The 13,604-nt window shown below is 49.1% G+C and carries 8 protein-coding genes and 1 tRNA gene; 4 read left to right on the plus strand and 5 right to left on the minus strand.

The window, feature by feature from the left end:
* Nucleotides 1–65: 65 nt before the first annotated feature.
* Together ACLBLI_RS11925 and ACLBLI_RS11930 are read left to right on the plus strand one after the other, a co-directional pair.
* A complete protein-coding gene (locus ACLBLI_RS11925) occupies nt 66–1,940 on the plus strand; it encodes a putative bifunctional diguanylate cyclase/phosphodiesterase (RefSeq protein WP_414827829.1) in 1,875 nt (624 codons plus the stop codon).
* 176 nt (nt 1,941–2,116) lie between these two features.
* Nucleotides 2,117–3,988 carry an aminotransferase class I/II-fold pyridoxal phosphate-dependent enzyme gene (locus ACLBLI_RS11930; RefSeq protein WP_414830957.1) on the plus strand — a complete coding sequence of 624 codons (1,872 nt, stop codon included), beginning with the start codon at nt 2,117–2,119 and terminating at the stop codon, nt 3,986–3,988.
* A gap of 795 nt (nt 3,989–4,783) precedes the next feature.
* Here ACLBLI_RS11930 and ACLBLI_RS11935 read toward each other — a convergent pair.
* The 4 genes from ACLBLI_RS11935 to apbC all read right to left on the minus strand — a co-directional run bounded on the left by ACLBLI_RS11935 (nt 4,784) and on the right by apbC (nt 9,224).
* Nucleotides 4,784–4,860 (minus strand) — tRNA-Pro (locus ACLBLI_RS11935).
* Nucleotides 4,861–5,163: 303 nt separating this feature from the next.
* Nucleotides 5,164–7,221, minus strand: a complete 2,058-nt coding sequence (locus ACLBLI_RS11940) for a glycoside hydrolase family 97 protein (protein WP_414827830.1) — start codon at nt 7,219–7,221, stop codon at nt 5,164–5,166.
* A 253-nt stretch (nt 7,222–7,474) separates the two neighbouring features.
* Nucleotides 7,475–8,065, minus strand: a complete 591-nt coding sequence (gene dcd, locus ACLBLI_RS11945; RefSeq protein ID WP_414827831.1) for a dCTP deaminase — start codon at nt 8,063–8,065, stop codon at nt 7,475–7,477.
* A 73-nt stretch (nt 8,066–8,138) separates the two neighbouring features.
* Nucleotides 8,139–9,224, minus strand: coding sequence for an iron-sulfur cluster carrier protein ApbC (apbC, locus tag ACLBLI_RS11950; RefSeq protein ID WP_414827832.1), 1,086 nt, complete (start codon nt 9,222–9,224; stop codon nt 8,139–8,141).
* Nucleotides 9,225–9,348: 124 nt separating this feature from the next.
* On the opposite strand from apbC, the gene metG reads away from it, so the two are divergent.
* Both metG and ACLBLI_RS11960 read left to right on the plus strand, forming a co-directional pair.
* Nucleotides 9,349–11,412, plus strand: a complete 2,064-nt coding sequence (metG, locus tag ACLBLI_RS11955; RefSeq protein WP_414827833.1) for a methionine--tRNA ligase — start codon at nt 9,349–9,351, stop codon at nt 11,410–11,412.
* 287 nt (nt 11,413–11,699) lie between these two features.
* Entirely contained in the window at nt 11,700–12,752 is a 1,053-nt protein-coding gene (locus tag ACLBLI_RS11960) for a serine hydrolase domain-containing protein (protein ID WP_414827834.1), read from the plus strand.
* Between the two features lie 66 nt (nt 12,753–12,818).
* Here ACLBLI_RS11960 and ACLBLI_RS11965 read toward each other — a convergent pair whose 3' ends face one another.
* Nucleotides 12,819–13,556, minus strand: a complete 738-nt coding sequence (locus tag ACLBLI_RS11965; RefSeq protein ID WP_414827835.1) for a methyltransferase domain-containing protein — start codon at nt 13,554–13,556, stop codon at nt 12,819–12,821.
* Nucleotides 13,557–13,604: the final 48 nt, after the last annotated feature.

Raw genomic sequence — 13,604 nt, forward strand, 5'->3', positions numbered from 1 at the left:
TAAGGTTATTGGTTCTTTCCGAATAAGCACGTAGAGTAGGAAAAGCATGATAACGAGCCTCTGAAATGCCAAACACGACATCATCTGCGCCACCCGCTCCCCCAAACCTCTTGAATATGGATGGTTTGCAGGAAGTCCGCCGTTATCGGCTAATGCAAATTTGCTCTGCCACCGCCATAGGACTTCTTGCGTCGTTACTGGTAGCAAGAGGGATTACGTTTTATCTTTTTGTTGCCGGCCTCTGCTGTCTGGGCGTGGCACTTTTGCTGGCCTTTAAACATAAAACATCCGCTTCGGCCTATACTCTGCTGGGATCGATGTCTGCAATGCTGTTCGCGTTTGCAATAACCGGCGCCGGTATGTTTGACCTCGCCATACTCGGCTACCCAGGCATGTTTATTTTTGCCGCACTGCTGGGAGGAGTCTGGCTTTTTATAAGTGTGTTGCTGTTTGTCATTGCGCTTTGCATTGCCATTGTCTGGCTTACGCTAAATGGCATTGTTGACCCAAATATTCCGGTTCTCAGCTGGACACATCTGCTTTTTATTCTGGTTATTTTCATCGTTACCGGTTTTAGCGTTTACATTCTGGTCAGGGATATCAAAACCCTGATGCATTCCTTACAAACCGAAAATATTAAAGTGCAGCACAGCCGGGCACAAATTCAGCATCTGGCCCATCATGATGTGCTGACAGACCTGCCAAACCGACTTTACGGTGAAAAGCTGTTTAATCAGCTTCATGACGAATGTGCACAACAGAATCGGCAACTTGCGGTATTGTTTATCGATCTGGACAATTTCAAACCGGTGAACGATGCCCTAGGTCACGAAGCCGGCGATCGTCTGCTTGAATTACTAAGCAAACGTTTAAGCCAACAACTAGGACCCGATCAACACCTGATACGTTTTGGTGGGGATGAGTTTTTATTGCTAGCCCCAGTTTACGATTCATTCCGTGATGTTCATTTACTGGCAACCTCCATTATTGAGTTGTGCGCGTCGGAATTCATTATTATGCAAACCCGCATAGTCATTTCCGCTTCGATAGGTATTGCTGTCGCGCCACAACATGGAAGCCAGTTCAAACAGCTTTGCCGTAGAGCCGACATTGCCATGTATGAAGCCAAAAAAGTGGGGCGGAAAACTTATCATTTTTATGTCGCTGAAATGGATCAGGGAAGTGAAGACAAATTTACCCTTTTTCAGCAATTACATCAGGCTGTTGCGAGCCGCCAGTTCGCGTTGTACTACCAGCCCATCGTGAATTTAGCTACCGGCAAAACTGTTGCCGTGGAGGCCCTGCTGCGCTGGCCACAACCGGATGGGAGCATGATAAGCCCGGACGAATTTATTCCTCTGGCGGAAAGTAGTGGTGTGATCACCGAGTTAGGCAAATGGGTGATAGAACAAGCCTGTGTCTTTTGTGCCCAGCAACGAAAAAGCAAGCTTCCAGAACTGCGCGTGGCGGTGAATCTGTCTGTCGTCCAGTTTGCCGACGGCAAGCTGCAGCAGACGGTGGAAAGCGCACTTAAGCATGCGAACCTGCCAGCAAATGCCCTCGAACTGGAACTGACCGAATCTCAGCTTCTTGATGATAAAGATCAGATCCAGACGCAGTTGAAGTCTCTCGATAGACTCGGCGTGTCGGTGGCTATTGACGATTTCGGAACCGGCTATTCTAATCTGGGATACCTGCGTCACTTTAACGCAAGAAAACTCAAAATAGACCGATCGTTTGTGAATGCGTTGACTACCGATCCGGACAACGAGGAAATTGTGAAAGCCATCATTACCATGGCGGCTAGCCTGGGCCTGGAAACCGTAGCCGAAGGTATTGAAGATGAAGCCACTTTGAGCAAGTTAATTGCACTGGGGTGCAACGCGGGACAAGGTTATTACTGGTCGAAACCGTTACCGGGCCCGGAATTTTCAGCCTGACCCTTTTGCACCTCTTCTGATCAATAAGCTTATACGAAGCAATTTCAATCATCATTTATAATTGCTAGTCTTCGTGACTACATCATCTGACCCGTTTTCGTCTGTGGCGGTATAAGCTCAGACACTGAAATAACTACAAAGGAAAATTCGTGACGTTAGCCCCCTGTTTAAAAGTTCTGGTAATTGATCACAACCCGACCAGACTTGCCAACACCAAACAGTACTTAGAATCTGTAACGCATGCGCTGGACAGGGACGACTTGACGCTGGCGCTGGTGACAGCATCCTCATCTGACGAGGCCACTGCAGAACTGTACAGTGATGGTGATATTCAGGCGGCTATCTTAAGCTGGGAAACAGAGGAATCATTATCCCACGATGAATCAGTCATTGACGCCATTAAGGCAATCCGTCACGAATTGCCGGTATATGTCACCGGTGAAGATGACATTGGTTTTGACATCGTTAAACGTTCTAATCGAATTGAGGCGTTTTTTGCGTTGCAGGATCTCGCCTCCGATCCTGAATCGACGCTGGCTTACATTGTTAATGACTTTGATGATCGCAGTGAAACCCCTTTTTGGACAGCCTATAAAAAATATGCGGTAGAAACAAACGACTCATGGCATACCCCGGGCCATAGCGGCGGTGCAAGTTTCAGAGGCTCCAGCTACATCAACGACTTTTACAAGTACTTTGGTCGCAATATGTTTATCAGCGATCTGTCTGTTAGCGTCGATTCGCTTGGTTCGTTGTCTGACGGTACCAATGCTATCGGCAAGGCACAGAACCTGGTTGCCAGTACCTTTGAAGTGAAGCACTCGTACTTTGTAACCAACGGCTCGTCCACATCAAACAAAATCATTCTGCAAACCTTGTTACGCGAGGGTGATAAGGTGATTGTTGACCGTAACTGCCACAAATCAGTGCACTATGGTGTTGTGCAGGCGCGGGCACTACCGCTGTATCTGGACAGTATTTTAGACCCGAAATACGGCATTTTTGCGCCCCCCTCTCTTGCCCAGCTCAAAGTCATGATCGACGACAATCAGGATGCCACGCTGATTGTTCTTACGGGCTGCACGTACGATGGTCTGCTTACCGACCTGCGACAAGTGGTTGACTATGCGCACCAGTTCGGCATTAAAGTATTTATCGATGAAGCCTGGTTTGCCTATTCTTTGTTTCATCCACAGTTCAGGCAGTACTCAGCCATTAATGCCGGAGCTGATTATGTAACCCATTCAGCGCACAAAGTGGTTTCTGCGTTTTCGCAGGCCTCTTATATTCACATTAACGACCCGGATTTTGATAAAGATTTCTTTAAAGAGGTTTACGCTATCCACACCAGTACATCGCCACAGTACCAGCTTATTGCCTCGCTGGATGTGTGCCGCAAGCAACTGGAAATGGAAGGCTTCAAAATTATTAATAATTTACTTCGACATGTTCAGGAACTGAAAGAACAGGCGGAAAAATTTACCCGCATCCGCATACTGGACGAAGACGACTTCAAGCAGATGTTCTCCCACTTTGAAACCGACAGTATCGGACACGACCCACTGAAAATTCTTATCGACATTTCAGAACTGTCTTACTCGAACCAGGAGATACACCGCTTTTTGATGGATGAAGTGGGCCTTGAAATTGAGAAGTTCACGCACAGCACATTGCTGGTTTTACTGACATTCGGCGGTATGCGTTCCAAAATTGTCAGATTATTCAATGCGCTGAATAAGCTTGATTCCGGGCACGTTTCGCTTCGGCGCAGCAACCGGCAAAAACCGTTGCCTGTCGCGATCCCCCCCATCCACCTGGCAACACTGCCCTCAGATGCCTTTTTCGGCAAGCGAGAGCTGGTTGAACTGAAAAACAGTGTGGGGCGTATCGCCGCCGCGCTTATCACCCCCTACCCGCCTGGGATCCCACTGCTGGTACCCGGCCAGAAAATTGAGCAGGCACACCTGGAGTATCTGGACGCACTGTCCAACCAGAAACTGACGATTCAGGGGCTGCATGACAGTGAGCTTTATGTGCTTGAGGAATAAGTGCCTTAAGTAGCAAGGCAGAGTGCGCAGCTTCAGTAAGAAGGTAAGAAACCGGTCGACGTATTACCTTCTAACAATTAGCTTATTGCCGGGTAACTCTGGGGGTTTCTGCCATGCCCCCAAAACCAGACCTTAGTACGTTACATTATAAAACCTAATTGATTATCTTCGTATGTGTCGTTGAAGGGATTCACCTAGTCGCGACATCAAATCATCAAAAGAAACTGAAATATAAAGAGATAACAAACACAGAAATTGCTCAGGTAGCTGGCAAAGACGTAAATTGGGGGGCTGTAGGCACTGGTGCAGGGCTTACGGCAATAGGCATTATGGTTGCAGCAAACACCTGTTGGCTGGGTCGGTGCGGCAGGAGCAACACTGTTTTCGTTCGCAGGCGGCTTTTCAATCGGCGCAGGAATAAAGGATGATATCGGTTACTGGCTTGTATCTTAAGCAAATCATATGTTGATTAATGAGGAAGCATTATTGGCTTCCTTAACGTTTCCACTTGAGTTCGAGGGCCAAGATCATGCCGTTTAAACCTGTAAAGCATACGAGCAAAATCTACCTATCAATTTTCATATTCGGTATTTTGGGGCTAGGGCTAGACTTATTTAACGGATCTTTTCCGGCATGTATGGGTATAGGGATGCTCGTGGGCGCGCTTTTCTCTTATGCCTACTACCAATATATTTCTGACTAATAGATTGATATCGCCAAGTTGTGGCTTTGGTATAAAAATGTTTCTGATGACTAGCGCTTGAGAATCAAGCTGCTAGCGGGGAAGAGAGAAGTTGGTCGGTGTGAGAGGATTTGAACCTCCGACCCCTGACACCCCATGACAGTGCGCTACCAAGCTGCGCCACACACCGACCGAAAGAGTCGACAAGTGTACTCATTTTTATTGCCAATGCAACGCTTTAGGAATGAAAAAGGTGCTTACCGCCGCTGTTCGAACGAAAAACGCCCAAAAGACGCGAACTGGCAAAGCTCTGGGTGTCTCCCTCACTGCAGATAACCCATATTTGAGTTATTCAAAGCTCACTGAAAAGAAACTTTTGTTTGCTCTTTTTTTCACCTCAAAACAAAAAAAGAGCCAGACTGTCAACTAAACGGCCTGGCTCTCGCACTCCTCTGCACATTGATAACGTAAGAGGCAGTGTCTGGGGAGGCGGTTACATCGCTCTGAAGCGGATGGCTGCCCCACCTGCAGCAGCCAGTTTCAGGGTAAGCGTGTCACTGGCTGTAACCTTTTTACTGATAATTTCGATATCGTAAGGGTTTGTCTTCCAATCAACTTTTTCGCCGTCCTGATAAATCTGTGCTTCATAGGTTTGCCCTTTTTCCAGAAAGCTCAGAGGAACCTCAACAGTACGGGACTCTTCATTGGTAATTGCGCCGAGATACCAATCTTTACCTGTATAATCACGGTGCGCTTTCTCCTGGCGCGCGATAACAACAAAGTCACCCACTTCCCCCTGCAGCGCCACTGATTGTTCCCAGTCAGTAGGTACATCTTTAATAAACTGGAACGGCTCAGGCTTTTCCTCATAATTTTCTGGCAAATCCGCAGCCATCTGGATTGGACTGTAAATAACCACGTACTCAGCCAGCTGCTTGGCAATAGTGGTTTGCGGGCGCATGTATTCGGTTACCCCGTGCTCTTCTGTACCGCCTTTAATTGGCGGATAGTCGAGGTCAAAAATGCCTGGTGTGAAATCCATGGGGCCAGAGAGCATACGGGTAAAAGCCAGCATGGGTACATGCTCAGGAGGGTTTGGTGCGGCCCACCCAGAGTTATATTCCTGACCTCGAGCACTCTCCCGCGCAATCCAGTTTGGATAGGTTCTGCGAAGGCCGGTGTCTTTCACCGATTCATGAGTGTTGATCGATAGCCCATAGTTGGCAGCTGTCTTGACGTTATGTAGGAAGTGATTCACTACATCCTGACTGTCTGTGTACTCAAAGCGCATTATGCCATTATCATCCTTGCGCTTCAGGCTTTGTCCGTGGGCAACATAGCCGGTTTTTATCTGCTCAACGCCCAGGCGTTCATACAGCTTGAAGCCATCTTCCATCTGCTCTTCGTAATTGGTGATCCCCCCTGAGGTTTCATGGTGTCCAATTAGTTTTACTCCCACTTTTTTGCCATGCTCAGCCACTTTTTCAATGTCAAAGTCCGGATAGCTTTCAGTAAAGGAGAATAACTCAGAGTTTTGGATCCAGTCACCGTCCCACCCCGTGTTCCAGCCCTCTACCAAGACACCATCAAAGCCGTGTTTGGCGGCAAAGTCCATATAACGAATGGTGTTCTCAGTAGTCGCCCCATGCTTGTCACCAGAGCCCCAGGTGTATTTCTGAATATGCATGCCCCACCAGATGCCAATGTATTTTCCGGGATTAACCCAGTCTACATCCCCCAGTTTGTTTGGCTCGTTCAGGTTCAGGGTTAGGTATGAATTAATCAACCCGGGCGCATCGCTGGCAATTTGGATGGTTCGCCACGGCGTAGTGAAACTGCCCTGCTTTCTTACTTTAACGCCATCAGCACGCGGTGCCAGATTGGCCTCAAACCTACCCAGATTCTGCCTGTCCAGACTCATGCCTGCATAATCCACCAGCGCAGCTTCATGAATCGCCAGGTGCACACCAGTATCCAGTTTCACTGTCATAGGGGTGCTGGCCAGCATCACGTCCTGAACCGGCGTTTCACGATACAGGTACTCTTGCCGGTCGTAACCCTGACCGGGGATCCAATAGGCAGTCGCGGTATGAGAATCGACGATAGAAAATTCAGTCATCTCACGCGCTATCGCGCGCGGGCCAGTGGCGTCCACGTGATAGCGGAAGCCAACACCGTCATTAAATACCCTTACCTGTAGCCTGAAAGCGTTACCTTTGTCCTGACGGTCAGTGAACTTCACAATCAATTCGTTGTAATGATTGCGAATGAGGCGCTGCTCTCCCCAGGGTTGCTCCCAGGTTGAGTCTTCACTGCTGCGGCTAACTTCTGTCAATGCCAGATCACGATAAAGTGGCTTGGCTTTTTCAAAGGCAAAGCCAAGCCGGGAAGGCCTGATCACTGGCTTCCCGTTATATTTAACCTGGTAATGGGAGTAGGTGTCAGAATCTGACAGTGTGAAGGTGATGTTGTCATCAGGTGATGACACTGAAAGCTCGGCGGCCTGTACCGACAAGCCCAGCAAAGCAAATAACAATAGGGCCAGACGCATAATGGATCCTGTATCTGTAGTTAAGCGACTTACTAAAAATACGAGACTTAATCGATTAAGTAAAGTACTTGAAACATTTTTTTTACAACATGGTTTAAAAAGCTGACCGAATGCTGATCTTACTATGATGTATTTCAGCAGGCCGCTGTTGCAGACAATAAAAAACCGGCTATCACTTGCGTGATGCCGGTGCTTCTAATGCGTTGCTGTAACTGGCGTGTGTTCGCACACGCCCTGATAGAAACCTACAGGGCTATGACTGAGAGTCAGAACTGATGCGGCTGGCATCGGCGCCCGACTGCCCTTTGTATTTTGCGTCCAGCCTTGCGTTGTACGGTTTCTCTGCAGGACGCGAGAGGGTTTCAAAGCTAAGCGCTCCAATTTTCATCAGCGGTTTTAAGGCGAGGGGCAATTTACCGCTGTTGAAAAATTCCAGTACGATATTTCCCGACCAACCCGGATCGATGCGGTGCGCTGTTACGTGCACCATCAGGCCAAGGCGGGCTAACGACGAACGCCCATCCAGCCAGCCTACAATGTTGTCTGGTAACGTCACAGATTCGTGCGTGACGGCCAATGCCAACTCCCCTGGGTGCAGGAAAAACGCCTTATCCGGCGCTATCGCAATTTCATCGCTCATCACAGTTTCTAAGGCAGCCTGCACCTGTGCTTTCGGGCCACTTAAATCGATATAAGGGGCCTGGTGATCTTCAAAAACCCGAAACTTGCTTCCCAGGCGGATGTCGACGGTGATCCCGCTTATCTGATCATAATCCGGACGCGGCGTGATGGTAATTTTGCCGCTTTCCAAATGTTCAAAAATGTCACGATCGCTTAATCGCATGATGATTCCTGTGTCCTGATGAGGGCGCTATTATGCGCGCTAAGGCCGTATCCGACAACGCTTTTTGCCAACGCTACACCGACTTAAAGCCGATAGGATCGCCTTTAAGGTGAGACTCATTTTCACTCACCGGTAGCATTAATGCCAGTTGCATAGACAGCGCCCGTGCCGCCTCGCGAAAACGCATGGAAATATCGTCTTCAGGTTCAGCCACGACAAACGGCTCACCCTCATCTGCATAGGCCCGAAGACGTTTGTCCAGCGGCATTGCCGCCAGTAACGGAAGCCCGTAACGCTCAGCCAGCGCTTCCCCTCCGTGCTCAGAGAAGATCGCATCTTTGTGTCCGCAGGCAGAACAGCGAAAGAAACTCATATTTTCAATAAGCCCCAGTACTGGCACATCGACCTTTTCGAACATCGAGATACCTTTTTGCGCATCCGCTATGGCTAAATCCTGTGGCGTGGTAACAATAACAGCCCCGCTCAGTGGCACCTGCTGCGCCATAGTTAACTGAATATCACCGGTGCCCGGCGGCATATCTACAATCAGATAATCCAGTACCGGCCACAGGGTTTCATCTAGCAATTGTTTCAGCGCACGGCTCGCCATCGGGCCACGCCACACGGCTGCATCTTCCGGTGGTACCAGGTACCCTATCGAGTTAGCCACAACACCATATGCAGACAGTGGCTGCATGTGTTTATTATCACTACTTTGCGGGTGCGCATCCGGGTTCCCCAGCATGATAGGGACAGACGGCCCGTAAATATCAGCGTCGAGGATGCCGACACTGGCACCTTCCTGCATCAGCGCCAGTGCCAGGTTGACAGTGGTGGTGGACTTCCCTACCCCGCCTTTGCCAGAAGCAACTGCGATGATGTTTTTAATGTTCTTCACGTGAGGTTGTTTAGTTTGTGCAGAACGTATTTTCTGGCTCACGCTTATGTTTGGGGTATGGCCCTGGGCGCGCAGTGCATCTTCAAGATAATGGCGCAGCGTTTCGGTTTGACTTCCCATGCAAAAAGGCAGCACCACTTCGGTAGAATCGCCGTTCTGACTGCACCACGACTGCGTTTGCTCGCGCTCTAAACTCAGATAATCTGCCAGTGCCTCTGCAGTCGCTTGTGTGATTTTGTCGCCCTTGCGGGAAAAAAACATACGTTACCCTCTAATTACAGGAATCTATTTGTAAGATTACGCGAATTACGTAATGCAAAAATGGCGGTTTTCCGCTAGTATTTGCTCCCATTTTTCAACGCGAAGAATCAAGTACAACGTCATTATGTCAGAAAACTCTTTGTCCACCGCTGCCAGCGGCGAGAACGCTAAACGCCGTATTCTGGTGACCAGTGCTTTACCGTATGCAAACGGTTCTATTCACTTAGGTCATCTGCTTGAGCACATCCAAACCGATATCTGGACGCGTTTTCAGCGTCTTCGTGGTAACGAATGTTACAGCGTTTGTGCCGATGATGCACATGGCACGCCGGTAATGCTTAAAGCTCAGGAGCTGGGGATCACTCCAGAAGAGATGGTGGCCAGAACCCGCGCAGAGCACCATCAGGATCTGCAGGACTTCTTCGTTGAGTATGACAACTACTATGTGACGCACTCACCGGAAAATAAAGAAATCTGTGAAGAGATTTATCATCGCCTGGATAAAGCCGGTTATATTTCCAGGCGTGTGATTAATCAGCTATACGATCCACAGAAAGAAATGTTTCTGCCCGACCGTTTCGTGAAAGGCACCTGCCCGAGCTGTGGCGCAGAAGATCAGAACGGCGACAGCTGTGATGTGTGTGGTGCTACCTACAGCCCTACCGAAGTGAAAGATCCTCGTAGCGTAGTCTCTGGCGCGACGCCGGTTTTAAAGGAATCTGAGCATTATTTCTTCGACCTGCCTCAGTTTGAGGGCATGCTGAAGGAGTGGATCCGTTCTGGCGCATTACAGGAAGAAATGGCCAACAAGCTGCAAGAGTGGTTTGAAGAAGGTCTTCAACAGTGGGACATTAGTCGCGATGCGCCTTACTTTGGCTTTGAAATTCCTGGCGCGCCAAATAAATTCTTCTATGTATGGGTAGATGCCCCCGTTGGCTATATGGCCAGCTTCAAGAATTATTGCGACCAGAATAATGTCGATTTCGACAGCTACTGGAATGCAGACTCGGATGCGGAGCTGTACCACTTTATCGGTAAAGACATCACGTATTTCCATTGTCTGTTCTGGCCAGCCATGCTGGAAGGTGCAGGCTACCGCAAGCCGACAGGTGTAAACATTCACGGTTTTGTTACTGTGAACGGTGCAAAAATGTCAAAGTCGCGCGGCACATTCATTAAAGGCCGCACATACCTCGACCACCTGAATCCGGAATACCTGCGCTATTATTTTGCCTCGAAGCTGGGTGACGGTGTTACCGATATCGACCTGAATTTTGCCGATTTCGCCCAGAAAGTGAATTCTGACCTGGTGGGTAAAGTGGTCAACATTGCCAGCCGCTGTGCCGGCTTTATTACCAAACGCTTTGACGGCAAGCTGTCTGACAACATTCTTGAACCCGAATTGCTGAAACAGTTCCAGGATGCCTCTGAGACTATCGCCTCGCTGTACGAGCGTCGTCGTTACCACCAGGCCATTCGTGAAATAATGACATTGGCGGACAAAGCCAACCAGTTCATCGACAGCAACGCGCCATGGGTAACTATCAAAGAGGAAGGCAAAGAAGCCTTTACGCATGACGTGTGCTCGTTGGGCATCAACATGTTCCGCATGCTGGTTGTCTATCTGAAGCCGGTATTACCGGTACTGGCTGAAAAAGCCGAAGACTTTTTAAACGACACTTTCACCTGGGAGTCGGTAGAGCACGCGCTTACCGGCCATGCCATTAATAAATTTAAGCCCATGATGCAACGGGTAGAGATGGAGAAAATCGACGCTATGGTTGATGCTTCTAAAGAAAGCCTGGCAGCGGCTGAACCTGCTAAAAACCCGGACAGTCCTCTGGCGAAAGACCCAGTGAGTGACACCATCTCATTTGATGATTTCGCGAAAGTCGACCTTCGTATTGCCCGCATTGCTAATGCCGAGCACGTAGAAGGTGCAGACAAATTGCTGCGTCTGGAACTGGATTTAGACGGTGATATCCGTCAGGTCTTTGCCGGCATCAAATCGGCGTACTCGCCGGAAGCGCTGATTGGTAAACATACCGTAATGGTAGCAAACCTGGCCCCCCGCAAAATGCGCTTTGGCATGTCTGAAGGCATGGTACTGGCAGCAGGTCCGGGTGGAGATGAGCTGTACATCCTTGAACCTCACGAAGGCGCGAAGCCGGGTATGCGGGTGAAATAACCCGGCCAGTGTAATGGTAAGAAAAAAATAGCGCCGGTTGGCGCTATTTTTTTCGCTATTAAATGCAAAGCCCAGCGCTATGTCGCCAGGGGACGCATATCGGTACCGCGCGTTCCCAGCATTGCCTGATGGCTTGTCCTCTCCACTTGCCGCCTGTTACCTGTCTTAACCGGATGTCGCTGCGAAACCGGATAGCGCACATCCCTGCTGGTATGGCAGCCTGCAATTGCGTATTCTTTGTAAATCTGATTTGTGCCCGGCGATGTTTCACTTTAAGAGCCCCCAGCATGCAGCGTAACACTGTCATAATACTAAGAGTCATCGCCGCCGTTGCGGTAATTACCAGCATTATTGCTTTCGCCCCCGTCAAAGCATTCTACGTTTATCTCATGCCTCTGTCTGATAATGTGCAAACGGAACTTGACCGCGCCGTGTCTGCCGGCCTTGTTGGCGTGATCGCAATCATCGACCAACCTGAACCGCTTCCCGATTCAGCGTATGCCTCCGGGTGGCATAATTTGCAGGCCAGCGTACCGGCGCGTAAAGATGCTCAGTTTAAAATTGGCAGTATCAGTAAATTATACATTGCGGCGGCGGTAACCCGCCTGGTGGCGCAAGACCGGCTGGCTCTTGAAAACACACTGCTGACCTGCCTGCCGGAACTGGCCTCACAAATTACGCATGCCGATAAGATCACCCTGCGTATGCTTGTCCAACATCGCAGTGGCATTCCCAGTTTCACTGACGATAGCGCGTTTCCCTGGCTAGCCCCTTTTGACGAACATGAGGACACGCAGAAGAGTCTGGCACTGATCAACAGTAAACCAGCTAGCTTCGCACCGGGAGAAAATTACGAGTACTCCAATACCAATTACCTGTTACTGGCCAGAATTATTGAAAAGGCCGTAGGCTATAACTACCAGAAGTATATTGACGAGCAGTTTCTTACTCCCCTGGGACTCACGCAGACCTTCGCGTCAGTAAAACACGCTGACACAGACCGGCTGATGAGCGGTTACCTTGATGGCCATACCGACGATGTAAAACATCTGGCGTTTATGAATCCGGCAGGCGCGATGGTGGCAACCGCAGAGGATGTCGCACAATTTATCAGGGCGCTGAATAACGGCACGTTACTCAATGAAGAAGAGCAAGAATTGTATTTCACTCTTTACTTCAATAGCCATGATGGCTGGTTGCCAGGCTATCTTAGCTTTGCACGCTATTTTAAGGACTCTGATACTGTAATTGTTCTGTTTACCAATACCAGTGGAGACGAACCGTGGATGATTGCCGATTTTACGCTTTCCCGCATCCACGAGATAATTGGCAAGAAGTGACTGGCTGTTGAAACGTAGCATGCACTTCAGCGGCCAACGGTATTCACCATGCCGTACAACGCTGTTCTAGCCTGAAGAGCCCCGCATGCTCGCACCCACAGGCGAAAACTGTGGCTTAAGTTTCATTTTTGGTTTAATTGCCGTCATCGGCATCACCCGCTTACGGGCAAGGATGACATACGCTGAGCTGCACCAGGGTAAGTAGTTTGCCAGCCACTGCTGGAGTTTAGGCGTATCGCGAAAGGTGTAATTCAGAAACAGCATCGAAAACAGGATATTGCGCTGCTCGATAATTTCAAACCCAAGTAATTGTAACCAGTCTTTTATGCGGCCGCTGGTAAAAAATCGCGCGTCGTGAAGCACATTACCGCGCTTCACCGGCAGGTATTTCCCCAGCCAGGTCAGGCTGAACGGATTAAATCCGCTGATGATCACATAGCCGCTTTGGGTAATAACCCGGTCTACTTCCCTTAATATCTGATGCGGATCCTGTGCGAAGTCCAGCTCATGGGCTAGCAGAAAACCATCGATACTGTTTTGTGAAAACGGCAAACAATGTGACTTACCTAGCAATGAGCTGTACTCGGTCACTTCCCGGGTGAGTTTTATATGATGTTTAATTGGGCTGGACGGCAGTGCCAACTGGGAGCTTAAATTTCCTAATCTGGCGAAATGGTAGCCAAAAATACGCTGCGTGAATTCATCACACACCGACTCGACAGCGCTTTTTACCAAATCTGAGGCTGGCAACTCATCCCACAACAGCGGATAGCGAGGTTGTTTATGTATAAATGCGGATCTCATTTAGGTGTAGTCTGATCCAATTGGTTGCCCTGTCTCTAACAAGTTTTT

Source organism: Alteromonas sp. H39, assembly GCF_047556435.1.
Taxonomy (GTDB): Bacteria; Pseudomonadota; Gammaproteobacteria; order Enterobacterales; family Alteromonadaceae; genus Alteromonas.